This window comes from Phyllobacterium sp. YR620 (assembly GCF_900104165.1).
In the GTDB taxonomy this organism is placed as follows: Bacteria; Pseudomonadota; Alphaproteobacteria; order Rhizobiales; family Rhizobiaceae; genus Phyllobacterium; species Phyllobacterium pellucidum.
The window spans coordinates 1,323,887-1,340,988 of the sequence record NZ_FNJP01000001.1 but is presented as its reverse complement, the minus strand read 5'-3'; the positions used below and the strand labels follow the sequence as shown (position 1 = coordinate 1,340,988).

Sequence of the window (17,102 nt, the reverse complement as noted above, 5' to 3'; positions counted from 1 at the left end):
GTTGAAGATATGCCCGAAAAGAAATTCACCATCGACGTGGTGTCGGATGTCGTTTGCCCCTGGTGTTTCGTCGGGCGAAAGCGGCTCGAACAGGCGCTCGAGCTCAATCCAGACATCGATGTGTCGGTGAACTGGCGGCCGTTCCAGCTTGATCCGACGATTCCGCCGCAAGGCAAGGACCGCAAGCGTTACATGCAGGAAAAGTTCGGCAGCTCGGACCGGATCTTCGAGATCCATCAACAGCTTACTGAACTCGGCAAGGAGGTCGGCATTGAGTTCGACTTCGATTCGATCGAGATAAGCCCCAATACGCTCGACGCGCACCGCCTGATCCGCTGGGCATCGCAAGCTCAGCCGAATGTCCAGGACACGCTCGTCGGCATCCTGTTTTCCTACTATTTCGAGCAAGGCAAGGATATTGGCGACGCCGAGGTTCTGCTTCAAGCCGCTGAAGAGGCTGGCATGGATGTCGCCATCGTGGCGAGCCTCCTGCCAACGGATGCCGATGCGGTTGGTGTAAGGCAGGAGATCGATACGGCGAACCAGATCGGCGTGCGCGGTGTTCCCTGCTTCATCCTCGACCAGAAATATGCGGTGATGGGCGCGCAATCGGCCGAGACGTTGGCCGACGCAATCCGCCAGACGGCGGACGGTTTCGAGCCTGGAAGCGGAGCCGCCTAGGCGGCATCCACCAGTTTCGCAAGTTGCGTCATGACAACCGCAGCGCCGTTCAGGCGCTTTTCCGCCGTCGGCCAGTCGCGAACGAGCACGATGCTCTGATCCGGCCTGATCTTCGCCATTGAGCCCTGCTCGCCGATCATCTTGACGAGCGCTGCGGGATTGTTGAACGTCTTGTTGCGGAACTGGATCACCACACCCTTCGGGCCGGCGTCGAGCTTGTCGACATTGGCGCGGCGGCAGAGCGCCTTGATATAGACGATCTTCAGGAGGTGCTGCACTTCCTCGGGCAATGGGCCGAACCGGTCGATCAGTTCGGCGCCAAACCCGTCAATATCCTGCAGTTCCTCGAGATCTGCGAGACGGCGATAAAGGCCGAGGCGCAACTGCAGATCCGGCACATAGGCTTCGGGAATCATCACCGCCGTGCCAACGGATATCTGCGGCGACCAATGGCTGTCTTCTATTTCGCCCGTTCCCTTGATCTCGGCGACCGCTTCTTCGAGCATCTGCTGGTAAAGCTCGAACCCGACCTCACGGATATGGCCCGATTGTTCTTCGCCCAGAAGATTGCCGGCGCCGCGGATATCCATGTCGTGGCTGGCAAGCTGGAAGCCCGCGCCGAGCGTATCGAGCGACTGCAGCACCTTCAGGCGGCGCTCGGCCGTCTGCGTCAGCAATTTATGCGCGGGCAGCGTGAACAGCGCATAGGCCCGCTGCTTCGAGCGGCCGACGCGCCCACGCAGCTGATAAAGCTGCGACAGGCCGAACATGTCGGCGCGGTGGATGATCATCGTATTGGCCGTCGGGATATCGAGACCGGACTCGACGATCGTCGTTGACAGGAGCACATCATATTGGCCGTCGTAGAAGGCGTTCATGATATCGTCGAGTTCGCCCGGCGCCATCTGGCCGTGTGCGACGGCGACCTTCAGTTCCGGCACCTGCGCGTCGAGGAACTCCTTGATTTCGGCAAGATCCGATATGCGCGGACATACATAGAAGCTCTGGCCCCCACGATAGCGCTCGCGCAGCAACGTTTCGCGGATGACGAGCGGATCGAAGGGCGAAACAAAGGTGCGCACCGCCATGCGGTCGACAGGCGGCGTCGTGATAAGCGACAATTCGCGAACGCCGGTCAGCGCAAGCTGCAGCGTGCGCGGGATGGGCGTTGCCGAAAGGGTCAGCACATGCACGTCCGACTTCAGTTCCTTGAGCCGTTCCTTGTGCTTGACGCCGAAATGCTGCTCCTCGTCGATGATCAGCAAACCAAGGTTCTTGAACGTTATACCTTGTCCGAGCAGCGCGTGCGTACCGACCGCGATATCGACCTTTCCCTCGGCGATGCCCTTCTTGTTCTCCGCAAGCTCCTTGGAGCCGACCAGTCGCGATGCCTGCGCCACATTGACGGGGAGCCCCTGAAACCGGTTGGAAAATGTCTTGAAATGCTGGCGGGAAAGCAAAGTCGTCGGGACCACGACAGCCACTTGAACGCCGTTCAGCGCCGCTACGAAGGCGGCGCGCAGCGCTACTTCCGTTTTGCCGAAGCCGACATCACCGCATACGAGGCGATCCATCGGCTTGCCGAGGGCCAGATCATCGATAACTGCATCGATGGCGCGGTCCTGATCTTCAGTCTCGTCATAGGGGAACCGGGCAGCAAATTCGCCGTAGAGCCCATCCGGCGGCGTGAGGACAGGTGCGCCCCGCATCTGCCGTTCAGCGGCGATCTTGATGAGATGGCCAGCAATGTCGAGCAACCGCTTTTTGAGTTTTGCCTTGCGCGCCTGCCACGCACCACCGCCAAGCTTGTCGAGGATGGCGGTTGAGGATTCCGAGCCAAACCTCGACAACAGCTCGATATTTTCGACCGGAAGAAACAGCCGATCATCCCCGGCATAGTGCAATTCCAGGCAGTCGTGCGGGGCGCCGGCGGCAGTGATGGTGCGCAAGCCGATAAACCGGCCGATGCCGTGATCCACGTGCACGACGATATCGCCGGCATTGAGCGCGGATACTTCGCTGATGAAGTCGCGGTCGCGCTTGCGCCGCTTGGAATGTCGAATGAGCCGGTCGCCGAGTATGTCCTGTTCCGCAATAACGACGAGTTCGCCGGCGTCGAAACCGGTCTCCAGCGAAAGTACGCCGGCGGTGATCTTGTCGCGCGACAGAGCCTTGACCGTCCTCAGATCGTCGACAAGCTCGATCTTTTCGAGGCCATGTTCGTTAAGCACCTGGACGAGCCGGTCGCGCGTGCCCTCGCTCCAGGCCGCAAGCAGCACCTTCTTGCCCGCCGCGCGCTCGTCCGCGATATGTTTCACCACGCTGTCGAAGACATTGGTATCCTTGGCAGTCCGCTCCTCGACGAAAGTCCGCCCGCGATGGGCGCCGGCATGGACGATGGACCGGCCGCTGGCAAACGGCGCATCGAAGGGCGTGAAATCGATGCGCATGCCGGACGTCTGCGCCGCTACCTCCACCGCTTCCGGCGTCAGATAGAGCAGGCCCGGTGCGACAGGCTTGTAGGGCACCGCATCGCCAGGCTCCTTGCCGTCCGATTGACGCCTGCGCGCTTCAAAATGGTCCAGCACCATCTTGTGGCGCTCGGCCATTGATTCATGCGCAAGATGATCGAAGACGACCGGCATGTCGCCGGTGTGGTCGAAAACGGTCTCCAGATTGTCGTAGAACATCGGCAGCCAGTGTTCCATTCCGGCAAAACGGCGCCCTTCGGATATGGATTGGTAGAGTGCGTCGTCACGCGAAGGCGCACCGAACGTCTGTACATATTGCGAGCGGAAATGGCTGATCACTTCGGGCGAGAGCGTGATTTCGCTCATCGGCTGCATGGTGAACTCGGTCTTCTGGCTCAGTGTTCGCTGCGTTGCCGGATCGAAAGCACGGATCGTCTCCAGCGTATCGCCAAAGAAATCGAGCCTCAAAGGTGCTTCGGCGCCGGGCGCGAAGAGATCGAGAATGCCGCCCCGTACCGCGTATTCGCCAACGTCGCGAACCGTTGGAACGCGCTCGAACCCATTGTTTTCAAGACGCTGCACGAGCGCGTTCATGTCGATTCTATTACCGGGCCTGGCCATGAAAAGCTGCTGAGCCAGCACCTTGCGCGGCGGAAGCTTTTGCAGCATCGCATTGGCTGTGGCGAGGATGACCCCGGAATGCTTGTGTTCGCGCAAGGCGGCAAGACCTGCAAGGGCCGCAAGGCGGCGTGCCGATGTATCTGCGCCCGGAGAGACGCGGTCATAGGGCAAGCAGTCCCAGGCCGGCAATTGCAGCACAGGGAGCTCGGGCGCGACAAAACTCAGGACCTGTTCAAGATCGGCAACGCGCTGGCCATCGCGGGCGATAAAAAGCACCGGGCCGCCTGCCCCTGCCTCGGCAACGACCTTGGCCAGCGCAAATGCCTCATAGCCATCGACGACACCATCGACAACGACATGGCCCGCTGTACCGGGCCTCAATCCAAGCTTGGAAAACGCAGTCATTGAATTTTCAGAATTTCATCTCTTTGCGGGACGCGACGATCTTGTGGAAGATGTGCGTATCGAATTCGGCAGGAACATCGGCTTCGCCCGTGACCCATTTCAAAAGATCGCGATCCAAAGCTTCCATGAGTGCTTCATATTGGTCAAGTTCGTGTTCTGACAAGGTCTCGATATGGACGTCGGCGAATTGCCCTAGGATCAGGTCCATTTCGCGCATGCCCCTGTGCCACGACCGGAACAACAGCTTGCGCTGTCGCAGCGGCAGGTCGGCGGTGGTGCGACTGCTTCCTGTCATGATCGGCTCCGTGTTCAGACCAATGCGCGCATTTTGGCGAGGGTATAGCCGCATCCGGCGGCCGTGTCAGCCTTGCTCGTGCAATGTGCTGCCAATAATCCGGTGCGGTCGCCCGTTCCGTGGGACTTTCAAGTTCCACGCGAATGGATCCTCGGAGATGGCCCTGAGGATGACGGCAGTGGTAAGGAGGCGGTGCCAATGGACCTACCGCGGCACCACGTCGCGATCCTATTTCCCACTGGCTGAAACGCCAGCTACCGCGGAGGAGGGTATTTTTCGTAATTCCCGCCCACCGCCGTCATCTCTCGGAGTCTCCCACCTACGGCTGCGCCACTGTCCTCATCCTCGAGGCTCTTGTCCCGAGGATCCATCTTCCATGCGGAGGTGTCGGTGGTTCAAGCTACGGTGTGGGGGGATTCTCGGGACCAGAGCCCGAGAACGATGGTTAGCCGGAGCGAGCTGAGGACCATCTCGGCCAGAATTAAGACAATGGTAATAGCCTCATGGTTTTGGACCACAGGCCATATTCAGGCATTTATTTGCGAAGTCGTCCCAATTCAGTGATAGCTCTATCAGATCGGGTTTCTTAATATAATGAAACTCTATCGCATTAACATCTATTATAAATATCTCCAATGGCTCATCCTTAATCACATTCCAACCTATGCCAATAATTATGTACGTTGCAGCAGTGCTTTCCGCAGCGTACTTCTTGTACTTCTTGATTTGCCCATAGTGACCAGCAATGTCGATGGCGATATCTCCTTCGAGATCGTCAACCCATCTAGCCCTCCATTTGCACTCAACAGCGATTTTTATACCAGTCGGAAGAATGTACTCCAAATCGGGCTGCGAGTTAGACTCCGGTCCATATTTAATATCATTAATGTATTTATCGCTTCGCCAATCGGTAAATCTAATATTCTTCCCCACCACACTGTGAATTTTTCGAACGATGTATTCCTCAAAACGATCACCTTTTTTCTTCGAGAGAAGACCCGCCTGCGAGTGGCCTGGGGGTTCGGGGATAGCCATCTCTTCCCCCTGCGCGGAATCCTCTGGAGATACGAGCGGCTCATTGATCTTCCCTTTGTAAAAATCGGAGAATCTAATACCACGAATAGCCGCCGTATACCCCACGGCAAAAGTAATAATAAGCAACAATGTGTTCATTAATCACCTAATCGTAAATGTATATGTTAAGTTAAAGATGCTTTTAATATTCGCATACCTGAATATAAGCATCATTATACCATACCATCGCCCCTACCGAAAGCCGTCGATTAGAATTTGGCGCAGACCTTGCAACGCGCGGTCAACAGGTTAAACCTTTGCCATGCGCCCATCCCTGCTCGATCCCCTCTTTGCTTCGGTTCGCACACTTTCCGGCATCGGCCCGAAGGTAACCGGCTTGCTCGCAACCCTGCTCGGCACGCCGCCGGGTCAGGATCCGCGCGTCGCCAATCTTGTCTATCTTCCACCCCACAGCGTCATCGACCGGCGCCACCGGCCCGGCATAGCCCATGCGCCCGAGGGGGCCATCGTTACTCTTGAAGTGCGTATCGACCGCCACTTGCCTGGCGGGCGGAGTAATGCGCCTTACCGGGTTTATGCGCATGACGATACGGGGGAGATCGGGCTGACATTCTTTCACGCCAAGCAGGCCTGGCTCGAAAAGGCGATGCCTGTCGGGGAAACGGTGATCGTGTCGGGCAAGATGGAGTGGTTCAACGGACGGCCGACAATGGTCCATCCCGACCATATCGCCCGCCTCGACGATGCCGCTTCGCTGCCGCTCGTTGAACCTGTCTATCCCTTGACCGCCGGCCTCTCGCCCAAAGTTCTGGCGCGCGGCGTAGAGGATGCCCTGACCAAAGTGCCGGAGCTGCCGGAATGGATCGACGCGCCGGTTCTTGCCGCCCATGGGCTCCCGTTACATCGCGAAGCGCTGCGGATCATGCACGGGCCGGCCGATCCGGCAGACATCGCGCTCGACAGCCCTGCCCGCCAGCGTCTCGCCTATGATGAGTTTCTCGCGGGCCAGCTGGCGCTCGCGCTTGTGCGGCTAAGAGCAAAGCGCCTTTCTGGCCGCAAGCTCGAGGGCAACGGCGAAATCAAGGCGCGGATCATTGCCGCATTGCCCTATTCGCTGACCAATAGCCAATCTGAGGCTATCAAGGAAATCATTGCGGATCTGCGCCAGCCCGATCGCATGTTGCGCCTGTTGCAAGGCGATGTCGGCTCCGGCAAAACGGTCGTAGGCCTGCTGGCAATGGCGCATGCCGCGGAAGCCGGAGGCCAGTCGGCCCTAATGGTGCCGACCGAAGTTCTGGCACGCCAGCATTATGCCACGATAGCGCCCCTCGCCGAAAAGGCCGGGCTGCGCGTTGCTCTTCTCACGGGGCGCGAAAAGGGCCGCGAGCGCGAGGACGTTCTCGAAGGACTGCGTTCCGGGGCGATCAATATCGTTGTCGGCACGCATGCCCTCTTCCAGGAAAAAGTCTCGTACCGCGACCTTGTCCTCGTCATTGTCGACGAGCAGCACCGGTTTGGCGTTCATCAACGTCTGCTCCTCACCTCCAAGGGTGACGCGCCGGACATGCTGGTGATGACTGCAACCCCCATACCCCGCACCCTCGTCCTCACCGCGTTCGGCGATATGGACGTATCGAAACTCACGGAAAAGCCGGCGGGCCGGCGGCCGCTCACCACTGCGATCCTGCCGATGGACCGGTTGAGCGACCTTGTCGAGCGCATGCGGAGTGCCATTGCCGACGGCCAGAAGATCTACTGGATCTGTCCGCTCGTCGAAGAATCGGAGATCGTCGACCTTGTCTCGGCCGAAGAGCGGTTCGAATCGCTGAAGCCCCTTCTTGGCAGCAGGATCGGCCTGGTGCACGGCCGGATGAGCGGTCCGGAAAAAGACGCTGCCATGCTGGCGTTCAAGAATGGCGATACCCGGCTTCTCGTCGCCACAACGGTGATCGAGGTCGGCGTCGATGTGCCGGACGCCACCATCATTGTCATCGAGCATGCCGAACGCTTCGGCCTTGCCCAGCTGCACCAGTTGCGCGGCCGGGTCGGCCGTGGCGACAAGCCCTCGACCTGCCTCCTGCTCTACAAGGGGCCGCTCGGCGAAGTGGCGCAGGCGCGGCTCAAGATCATGCGCGAAACGGAAGACGGATTTCGCATTGCCGAGGAAGATCTGAAGCTGCGTGGTGAAGGCGAGCTTCTCGGCACGCGCCAATCCGGTTCGCCCGGCTTCCGCCTCGCCAGCATCGAGGCGCATCAGGAGTTCCTGGAGATCGCCCGTAAGGATGCGCGCTATATTCTTGCGCGCGATCCCGAATTGCAAAGCGAGCGGGGCAAGGCGCTGCGCATACTGCTTTATCTCTTCGAGCGCGACGAGGCTGTCAGGCTTTTGCGCGCCGGCTAACTATTCGACCGTCACGGATTTTGCAAGGTTGCGTGGCTGGTCGACATCGGTGCCCATGAACACCGCCGTATGATATGCCAGCATCTGGATCGGCAATGCATAAATGATCGGGGCGATGATCTCCGGCATGTCAGGCAACACGATCGTGTGCATCGTATTCAATGTGCTCGCCGCCGCGCCCTTCTCATCGGTGATCAGGATGATCTTGCCGCCGCGCGCCGCGACCTCCTGCATGTTCGAAACCGTCTTCTCGAACCAATGGTCATACGGCGCAATGACGATGACCGGCATCGATTCGTCGATCAGTGCGATAGGCCCGTGCTTCAATTCACCCGCCGCATAGCCTTCTGCATGGATGTAGGAAATTTCCTTGAGCTTCAGCGCGCCTTCGAGCGCAAGCGGGTAGCTGGTGCCACGGCCTAGGTAAAGCACGTGCTTGACCTGGCTGAGGTCACGGCTGATCGTCTCCATCTGTTCTTCGAGGCGCAGCGCGTGATTGGCATAGCGCGGAATTTCCGAAAGCTCGCGCACGAGCTGGCGTTCTTCCTGCTCGTCAATCGTGCCACGCATCTTGGCGGCGGCAACGGCGAGGGATGCCAGAACGGCCAATTGGCAGGTGAAAGCCTTGGTCGATGCGACGCCGACCTCAGGACCGGCGAGCGTCGGGAACACGGTGTTCGATTCGCGCGCCATCGTCGATTCACGAACATTGACGATCGTACCGATCTTCAGCCCTTGCTGCTTGCAGTAGCGCAGCGAGGCGAGCGTATCGGCGGTCTCGCCCGATTGCGAGACGAAGAGCGCAAGGCTGTCCTTCGACAACGGCATCTCGCGATAGCGGAACTCGGAAGCGACATCGATATCGACCGGGAGCCGCGCGATGCGTTCGAACCAGTATTTGCCGATAAGGCCGGCATAAAATGCGGTACCGCAGGCAGATGCCGCGATGCGGTCCACCTTGCTGAAATCGAGGGGCGTTGCATCGGTGCGAACGGTTCCCTTGGCGAAATCGAGATAATTGGCAAGGGTGTGCGAAATCACCTCCGGCTGTTCATGGATTTCCTTTTCCATGAAATGTCGGTGATTGCCCTTGCTGACCAGAAACGCGGTCCCCGCCGATTTCTGAACCGGGCGTTCGACCTCCATGCCCGTCTCATCGTAGATCACGACGCCTTCTCGCGTCAGGACGGCCCAATCGCCATCTTCGAGATAGGAGAGATTGTCGGTGAACGGGGCAAGCGCGATCGCGTCGGAGCCCAGGTACATTTCACCGTCGCCATACCCCACCGCAAGCGGCGGGCCATTGCGGGCGGCAACCAGAAGGTCCTCCTCGCCCTTGAACATGATGGCGATGGCAAAGGCGCCGCGCAGCTGCGGCAAGGTCTGGCGTACTGCATCGATGGGCGAAAGCCCGCGGTCGAGCGCGCGCGTCACCATATGCGCGACGGTTTCCGTATCGGTCTCGGTCTCAAACTTATAGCCGTCGGATTCGAGCATGGTCCGCAGTTCGGCAAAGTTCTCGATGATGCCGTTATGGATGACTGCGAGGCGCGGCGTCGTATGCGGGTGCGCATTGCGCACGGTCGGCGCACCATGGGTCGCCCAGCGGGTGTGTCCGAGGCCGATCGTGCCGGCGAGCGGTTGCTCTTTCAGGAGCTTGTCGAGATTGGCGAGCTTGCCCTCGGCGCGGCGGCGGTCGAGGACACCATTATTGAGGGTCGCGACACCGGCAGAATCATATCCGCGATATTCAAGCCGCTTCAGCGCGTCCACGAGCAGCGGCGCAACCTGCTCCCGGCCGATAATTCCAACGATCCCGCACATGCAAAACTCCGATGCCCCAAGCTTTTTTATGTTCCTGCCTTAGGGCGGAATCGCCCTGGCCGGAAGTCAATTTCCGTTGCGCAATCTTGCACGAACAATGGAATGCGATCTAGTCAGCCTTCTTGGCTAATTTCGCGGCGGCATAGCGGGCACGCAGTTCGATCGCGCGTCCTTCCTTGATTTCCTGGCGCGCGCGCCCAAATGCGAGGGCATCTGCCGGCACATTTGCCGTAATCACGCTGCCCGATGCGACATAAGCATTATCGCCGATCTTGACCGGTGCCACCAATGAGGTATTGGACCCGACGAAGACGTTGGCCCCGATCTCCGTCAAATGTTTATTGTAGCCGTCATAGTTGCAGGTAATCGCCCCCGCGCCGATATTGGCCGCTGCGCCGATCGTCGCATCGCCGATGTAAGTCAGATGATTGACCTTGGCGCCGATGCCGACCATGGCATTCTTCACCTCGACGAAATTGCCAACCTTGGATTTTTCCGCAAGATCGGCACCAGGGCGCAGCCGTGCGAAGGGACCGACATTGGCATTCGCGCCGATTTTCGCGCCCTCGAAATAGCAGAACGCATGGATAACCGCGCCCCGCGCCACAGTTACCCCGGGCCCGAAAACGATGTTGGGTTCAAGGATGGCGTCGGACTCGACCAGCGTGTCGTGCGAGAAGAACACTGTTTCCGGCGCATGCATTGTCACCCCCGCCATCAACATGTCGCGGCGCTTGCGGTTCTGCCAGATGGCTTCGGCCTCCGCGAGTTCGGCACGCGTATTGATGCCGATGACATTGTCCGGAGAAATCTCGATGGCAACGACGCTCTGGCCGCCGGCATTGGCGATCTCGACCACATCGGTCAGATAGTATTCGCCATTGGCATTGTTGTTGGTGATCCGGTCCAGCAGGCTGAGCGCGCTCTTGCCGCGCAGCGCCATCAGCCCGCCATTGCACAGGCCGATCTGCTTTTCCTCGGCGCTCGCGTCCTTCTCCTCGCGAATCGCCACGAGATGGCCATCCTTCTCGATGAGCCGGCCATAGCCGTTCGGTACAGCCGGACGGAAACCCATGACGACCACATCGGCGCCGTCGGCAAGCCTGGCCCGCGCCTGCGCCAAAGCCGCCGTTTCGATGAGCGGCGTATCGCCGAAGACGACAAGCACATCATCGTAGCCGCGTGCAATCGCGTCGCGCGCCGCCAGAACTGCATGGGCGGTGCCGAGCCGCTCGGTCTGCTCGTGCACGGTGACATTCGGCGCTATCGCGCGCACCGCAGCTTCCACCTTTTCGGCGCCCTTGCCGACGACGAGCGCAATGTCGCTGCCGCCGGCCCCCGTGACCGCCTTGGCTACATGCGCCACGATTGGCAGCCCCGCAATCATGTGCAGGACCTTCGGCAGCTCCGATTTCATGCGGGTGCCCTCGCCGGCAGCGAGAATGACGGTGAGGCAGGAGCGTGATGTCATGTCGGACTTCCAGATCAGGTTTTGGCCGGGCATTCTCATGCCTGCTCTGGCACGGGCCCTATCGCCATTTGAATGAACATTTGAAGCACCTTTAGCCGAGTTGGCCGAGGATGGGAAATGTTTCAAGCAGCCAGAACGAGAAAGTCTGCAATCCTCCGGTCAGGAACAGAATGCCCGTGACGACGAGAAGCCCGCCCATCACCTTTTCGACCTTGCCGAGATGCATGCGAAAGCGGGCGAGAAACCGCATGAACAGGCCCGAAAACAGCGCGGCGACGATAAATGGAATGCCGAGGCCGAGCGAGTAGACGGCAAGCAGAATTGCGCCGTCGGCGACCGTATCGCGCGCGCCGGCAAGCGCGAGGATCGGCCCCAGCACCGGACCGATGCAAGGTGTCCAGCCGAAGGCAAAAGCGAGGCCCATGACATAGGCCGAAAGCGGATTGGCGGGCTTGCCCTGCGTCTGGAATCGCGCCTCGCGCGAAAGGAAAGCAAGCTTGAAGACCCCGAGGAAATTCAGCCCCATCAGGATGATGACGATGCCGGCGGCGATGGCGATCTCCTGCTGCCACATGCGCAAAAAACCGCCGATCGTCGAAGCGCCGGCTCCGAGCAGAACGAACACGGTAGTAAAGCCGAGGACGAAGGCCAGCGAAGACATGAGCAGTGCCTGCCGCACCGGCGAGATGCGCGCCTGCGGCGAATCGGAACGGAAATCTTCAACCGTCACGCCCGCCATGTAGCAAAGATAGGGCGGGACGAGTGGCAGCACGCAGGGCGAAAGGAAAGACAGGGCGCCGGCGCCGACGGCCGTCAGGTAGGAAACATCAAGCGCCATGCGCGCTCCTTGAAAATGGCATTTCGTTGGGCGCGGATTATGCCGAATCCCCTGCGAAGGCCAATCACCTTTTCGCCAGTTTCGCCATGATTGGGGAGCGGCCGCGGTTTCGCTCGCGGGTTCAAAGATCACAGCGCGCCGGAAAAGCAGCGAATCGCGCAAAATCAAGGCTTTTTTCCGCAAATTATCTGCATGTTAGTTGTTGACCGATGGCTGTCCCGCCCCTATGTTCCGCCGCACTTCCCGAGGCGATTGAACGCGCCTCGTTTTGGGAGCGCGTAGCTCAGCCGGTAGAGCAACTGACTTTTAATCAGTAGGTCCAGGGTTCGAATCCCTGCGCGCTCACCAACATCGAATTCCCTTAACCCTTCATTTACCCCTTTTCGCCACCCTCGCCGCATGAAAGCCAACGCTATCATGCTTGCGCTGCTCGGTGCCTTTGCTCTCACGGGTTGCGCGAGCCGGCCGCCGCTGGAGCAAATGTCCTATGGGCAGTTGGGGCAGCTTGCCGGCGCGGTGGAGCGCAAATGCCTCGCCCAGGGCTTCGGGCTCGATACGCCGGAATACAAGGCCTGCACCGTGCAGGAGATCACCCAGGAGCAATATAGCCGCGAGTTTGGCAGCGAAAGTTTGCTGTAGCGAACTGGCGCCATCTGGCCGGGATCAATTTAGTTTGAGTTTCCTCCTGCCGATCAACAGCAATACACTCGCCCTATATTTCTGTTTTCAAAGGACGAAGCCATTGTATCAAAAACGTTTTCTTTTGTGCCTTGCACTTGCGTCGATGTTTCTGGCAACGCCCGCCGCCCCGCAGGACCATGCGCCCCATGGCACCCAGACCGATATTTCCAGCAACGCCGATACTTCCCCGGATGTAGGCACTGCCGCGGCCGGTTCAGGCATCCTCGGCCTGCTTCCGGCAAATTCAGTAACCGAGCACGTCCTGAAAACCTCGACGGGCGACCTGCCCTATACAGCGACCGCGGGTACGCTTGTCCTTTATGGGCAGGATGGCAAGCCGATGGCGAAGATGTTCTACACCGCCTATGCCGCGCGCGACCGCACGCCGGGCCGGCCAATCACTTTTGCCTTCAATGGCGGACCGGGCGCAGCTTCCGCATACCTTCATCTTGGATTGGTCGGACCGCGCATTCTGGAGTTCGGGCCGCATGGCGAAGGCGGCACCAGTCCGGCTCTTACCGACAATCCGGACAGTTGGCTCGCCTTCACCGATCTCGTCCTGATCGATCCGGTGGGAACCGGATGGAGCCGCGCCACCAACGACAAGATCGCCTCGGACTTCTACGGGATTGGCGAAGACGCCGACAGTATCGCCAAGGCGATCGCGCTTTACGTTGCGCAGAATGATCGCATGGCCGCGCCGAAATTCATACTTGGCGAAAGCTATGGCGGTTTTCGCGCCGCAAAGGTCGCGACGCGGCTGAAGGACAGTCAGGGCATACTGGTATCAGGCATCGTAATGCTGTCGCCGCTCATCGAGGGAAATCTCCTCTTCGGCGATCGGCGCTATCCGCTATGGGCGGCGCTGCAATTGCCCTCCCTTGCCGCCGGCGAGCTTGAGCGCAAGAACGCCTTCGATCCGGCCGCTGTTGCAGAGGCCGAAAAATTTGCAATGACCGACTATCTCGTCGCCCTTTCCGGACCGGAACCCTCGGGCGATGCCGCAAAAAACCTCTATGCCCGAATCGCGCAGATGACCGGCATACCCGAAGCGGTGGTGACGCGCGCCCGCGGCTTTCTCACCGACGTCTATGTCAAAAACTCGAAAAGCGCCTCGTCCGAAGTCGTCAGCCGCTATGATGCGTCGCTCGCAGCGCCGGACCCTTATCCTGAATCCGACTCCGAAGAGGGGGGTGACCCGGTTCTCGATGGTTTTACCCGCGCCTATGGCGCAGCCTTCGCAAGCTACGCCCGCAACGAACTCGGCTTCGAGACTGAGCTCACCTACAATCTGCTTGCCAACAACGTCAACGAAAAGTGGAAATGGAGCCAGAACGAGAACGGCGGCGGCCGCACGCGGGCAAGCGCGGCAGGCGACATACGCGAACTTCTGTCGGTCATCCCGTCGTTTCGCCTGCTCGTGGCCCACGGCTACAGCGATGCGCTCACGCCTTACGGGATCAACAAATACGTCATAGATCACCTGCCGGCGACGCTGAGCGCAGGAAGGGTGGAGCTCAAGCTCTACCGCGGCGGCCACATGTTCTACACGCGCACCGGTTCAAGGCAGGCGCTGAGCGCCGATGCGCGGGCATTCTACTCATCAAGCCTCGAAAAGGTGCAAGGGGAGTAGTGACGATCTAAATCGCGCGCCTCCCCCGGCCGTTTTCCTACGCGGTGTATTTATAGCGGCGACTACGCGTTGCCGGGCACTACTTAATCCAATCGAACAGGACCTACCACTTTCTGCCGGATTGCCTGTCGCCGATTCGCCTTTACTATCAGCGCCATGACTATTTCGCCGCCCAAAAGAACCGACGATCCGTTGAGCCAGGCTGCCGAATGCAAGGCAGCGCTCCGTGCCGGATTTGAGGATCTTGTAAGCCAGGCCCTAAGCGCCGGCTGGGACCAGTATGATGTCGCCCTCGCGCTCTCCGAACTTGGAGAACAACTCGTCGAGACGACGGCGGAAAATGCAGGCTCGGAAGCCGACATTGCCATCGCCAAGGCGCTGTTCGAGATCCGCAAGGCCTTCATGACATCGCATTGACGGATTTGCGCCGTCGCTTCAGGCAGCGCGAGGAATACGCAACTCCGCGCGCAGACCCCCGGCAGGATCATTTGCAAGCGTAATGTCACCGCCGCTGCGTCGCGCGATATTGCGCGCTATGGTCAGCCCGAGACCAAATCCGCCTGTCTGGCGATTGCGGGACGTCTCGACCCTGCGAAATGGCTGGAACACCTCGTCGAGTTTCTCCGCCGGGATACCGGGGCCTTCATCCCGGATCGTGAGGACGATGTCGCCATCCCGCTGCGCTAGATCAAGGTGCGCCTTGCTGCCGTAGGTCACCGCATTGTCGATGAGATTGGTCACGCATCGGCGCAACGCCATGGGACGCCCCGAACAGACAAAGGCGCGTGAGACCGACGTTTCGAACGAGACTTGCGAATAATTGTCGGCAATCGCATCGACGAGGGACCAGAAGTCGATTTTTTCCGGCGCCTCGTCAACGATCTCATAGCTGGCAAAGTCGATGACCGACCGGGCTATCCCTTCGATATCATTGAGATCATGGGCAATCTGCTGGCGAACCGGCGCGTTACGCAGCAGTTCGAGCCGCAGCCGGATGCGGGTCAAGGGCGTGCGCAGGTCATGGGCAAGCGCCGCCGCAAGCTGCTCCCGGTCCGCTACATAGGCGCGCAACTGGGCCTGCATGGTGTTGACCGCCCTCGCCGCTGATTTGTATTCGCTGCTGCCGATAACCGGCAGCGGCGGCGCCTTCACATCCTCTCCAATGCGCTTCACGGCCCGCTCAAGGGCACGGTAGGGTGCAGTGAGCCGCCGCGTCGCCCATATCGACATGCCGATGACCGCCGCGGCAACGCCGCCGAAGAGCGGCAATGACTGACCCGAAAATATCGGATGGGGCGGCGTAATGGGCGTGACGAAGTTCAGCCATTGACCATCGTTGAAACGTATCGATGCGGCGAGGCCGTCGCTCTGGCTCAAGTCCTCGGCAATATCCGAGAGTTGACGCTCGATAAGGCCGGCGTCGGGATCGTCCGGCGCGTTGGTATTGACAAGTTGTCCAGCCGGAACCTGTGCGAGCACACGGCCGATGCGGGCATCGGTCACGCCGAACTCCTGGAGCTGCGCGACAAGAACGTCTTCCAGTTCCGCCAGGCTGTCGTCGGCGGCAATGGCCGACTTGACGACCGGCTCGGCGGACAGGCTCATCGTATTGGCTGAATTCGAAAAGGCGGTGACAAGCTGCTTGCGCTGCGCCCCCGGCACTGCGGAAAACACTTTAGCCAGCGTATGAGCCCGTTCGTTCAGCCGGAAAAACTCAAGGATTTCAGTATTTTCTGCTCGGTCGCGCGCAACGATAGAAAGGGTTGCCACTTGCGACGTCAAAAGGCCGGCGATCAGGACAAGGAGTAGCCAGCTTGGCAGTGACTGGGGCAGATAGCGGTTCATTCTGCCGTGACTTCCGGCACGAATTGATAACCGCCGCCCCGGATCGTCAAGATCAGCTTTGGCGATCGCGAATCGTCTTCCATCTTGCGCCTTAGCCGGCTGATAAGAATATCGACGCTGCGATCATAGCCATAGGCAGTGCTGCTTCCGGCGAGTTCCTGCAACTGGTCGCGGCTGAGCATGCGCTGCGAACTCTTCACCAGCGCCTCAAGGAGATTGAACTCGCCTGTCGTAAGTTCCACCCTCACCTCATCTGGCGAAACGAGGCGCCGGCGCGAACAATCCATGCTCCAGCCAGCGAACCTGTAAATCTTGGGTTCCGCGCGACGGTCTGCTCCGGGCGTCTCGAGGCGGCGCAGCACTGCCCGAACCCGCGCCAGCAATTCTCGTGGATCGAATGGCTTGGAGACATAATCGTCGGCACCCATCTCCAGCCCGACAACGCGATCGGTGGTTTCGGCAATGGCCGTCAGCATGATGATCGGCACACGCGAATGCATCCTGATCTCGCGGCAGATTTCCATACCGCTTTTGCCGGGCAGCATCACGTCGAGGATAAGGATATCGATGGGAGTGCGCGCCATGACCGCCTGCATTTCCTCGCCGTCACGAGCGACCGAGACCTGCATGCCGCGCTTCTTGAGGAACTCATGCAGGAGATCGCGGATCGCATCGTCGTCATCGACAATCAGTATGTGCGGCTCGGATTTCATATTCTATTCCCAAAGTCCTTCCCACCTGACATTGCACTTCGAGTCTTACGCGCGGTTGCGGCCGAAAAGCCACGCAAATTTTCGGGATTGTGGCTTCAGAAACATTCCAGAAACAAAACACCACGGTCGAGAAAAAGCAGGGCAACAGTGCTGCCCGATAAAGGGTGCGTCGGTTTCAACTGTTTGCA

At 59.6% G+C, this 17,102-nt stretch carries 13 protein-coding genes and 1 tRNA gene; 6 read left to right on the top strand and 8 right to left on the bottom strand.

From position 1 onward, the window contains the following. Window positions 1-9: 9 nt before the first annotated feature. Window positions 10-681 carry a DsbA family oxidoreductase gene (locus tag BLR72_RS06350; protein ID WP_091946156.1) on the top strand — a complete coding sequence of 224 codons (672 nt, stop codon included), beginning with the start codon at window positions 10-12 and terminating at the stop codon, window positions 679-681. Here BLR72_RS06350 and mfd read toward each other — a convergent pair. From mfd to BLR72_RS06335, 3 genes are all read right to left on the bottom strand, one after another. Beyond that, window positions 678-4,178: a transcription-repair coupling factor gene (gene mfd, locus BLR72_RS06345; RefSeq protein ID WP_091946153.1), complete on the bottom strand. Its 3,501-nt coding sequence runs from the start codon at window positions 4,176-4,178 to the stop codon at window positions 678-680. The two genes, BLR72_RS06350 and mfd, sit on opposite strands and share 4 nt — an antisense overlap. 7 nt (window positions 4,179-4,185) lie before the next feature. Then, window positions 4,186-4,473: an FAD assembly factor SdhE gene (locus tag BLR72_RS06340; RefSeq protein WP_091946682.1), complete on the bottom strand. Its 288-nt coding sequence runs from the start codon at window positions 4,471-4,473 to the stop codon at window positions 4,186-4,188. A gap of 501 nt (window positions 4,474-4,974) precedes the next feature. Next, window positions 4,975-5,646 (bottom strand): hypothetical protein, encoded by a 672-nt coding sequence (locus BLR72_RS06335; protein WP_139202504.1) that lies wholly within the window; start codon window positions 5,644-5,646, stop codon window positions 4,975-4,977. Window positions 5,647-5,809: 163 nt separating this feature from the next. Here BLR72_RS06335 and recG point away from each other — a divergent pair, with 163 nt between their 5' ends. Beyond that, the gene (gene recG, locus BLR72_RS06330) at window positions 5,810-7,909 is read left to right on the top strand and encodes an ATP-dependent DNA helicase RecG (RefSeq protein ID WP_091946147.1); all 2,100 of its coding nucleotides are present in this window, start codon (window positions 5,810-5,812) and stop codon (window positions 7,907-7,909) included. Here the strand turns inward: recG and glmS are convergent, their stop codons facing one another. The 3 genes from glmS to BLR72_RS06315 all read right to left on the bottom strand — a co-directional run bounded on the left by glmS (window position 7,910) and on the right by BLR72_RS06315 (window position 12,042). Then, on the bottom strand, window positions 7,910-9,733 hold the full coding sequence (gene glmS / locus BLR72_RS06325; protein WP_091946144.1) for a glutamine--fructose-6-phosphate transaminase (isomerizing): 1,824 nt from the start codon (window positions 9,731-9,733) through the stop codon (window positions 7,910-7,912). It lies immediately after the preceding gene. A 109-nt stretch (window positions 9,734-9,842) separates the two neighbouring features. Continuing rightward, on the bottom strand, window positions 9,843-11,204 hold the full coding sequence (gene glmU / locus BLR72_RS06320) for a bifunctional UDP-N-acetylglucosamine diphosphorylase/glucosamine-1-phosphate N-acetyltransferase GlmU (protein ID WP_091946679.1): 1,362 nt from the start codon (window positions 11,202-11,204) through the stop codon (window positions 9,843-9,845). Window positions 11,205-11,295: 91 nt separating this feature from the next. Continuing rightward, complete coding sequence (locus BLR72_RS06315; protein ID WP_091946676.1) at window positions 11,296-12,042, bottom strand: cytochrome c biogenesis CcdA family protein; 747 nt, start codon at window positions 12,040-12,042, stop codon at window positions 11,296-11,298. A 272-nt stretch (window positions 12,043-12,314) separates the two neighbouring features. On the opposite strand from BLR72_RS06315, the gene BLR72_RS06310 reads away from it, so the two are divergent. The 4 genes from BLR72_RS06310 (at window position 12,315) to BLR72_RS06295 (ending at window position 14,773) form a co-directional block, all read left to right on the top strand. Continuing rightward, window positions 12,315-12,390, top strand: a tRNA-Lys gene (locus BLR72_RS06310). Window positions 12,391-12,441: 51 nt separating this feature from the next. Next, complete coding sequence (locus tag BLR72_RS06305; RefSeq protein WP_139202503.1) at window positions 12,442-12,681, top strand: hypothetical protein; 240 nt, start codon at window positions 12,442-12,444, stop codon at window positions 12,679-12,681. A 103-nt stretch (window positions 12,682-12,784) separates the two neighbouring features. Next, window positions 12,785-14,356: a S10 family peptidase gene (locus tag BLR72_RS06300; RefSeq protein ID WP_244506624.1), complete on the top strand. Its 1,572-nt coding sequence runs from the start codon at window positions 12,785-12,787 to the stop codon at window positions 14,354-14,356. Between the two features lie 156 nt (window positions 14,357-14,512). Beyond that, window positions 14,513-14,773, top strand: coding sequence for a hypothetical protein (locus tag BLR72_RS06295; RefSeq protein WP_036815265.1), 261 nt, complete (start codon window positions 14,513-14,515; stop codon window positions 14,771-14,773). 18 nt (window positions 14,774-14,791) lie between these two features. Here the strand turns inward: BLR72_RS06295 and BLR72_RS06290 are convergent, their stop codons facing one another. Together BLR72_RS06290 and BLR72_RS06285 are read right to left on the bottom strand one after the other, a co-directional pair. Then, window positions 14,792-16,201 carry a sensor histidine kinase gene (locus BLR72_RS06290; protein WP_091946135.1) on the bottom strand — a complete coding sequence of 470 codons (1,410 nt, stop codon included), beginning with the start codon at window positions 16,199-16,201 and terminating at the stop codon, window positions 14,792-14,794. Further along, on the bottom strand, window positions 16,198-16,914 hold the full coding sequence (locus tag BLR72_RS06285) for a response regulator (protein ID WP_091946132.1): 717 nt from the start codon (window positions 16,912-16,914) through the stop codon (window positions 16,198-16,200). The genes BLR72_RS06290 and BLR72_RS06285 overlap by 4 nt, the downstream gene beginning before the upstream one ends. Window positions 16,915-17,102 lie beyond the last annotated feature (188 nt).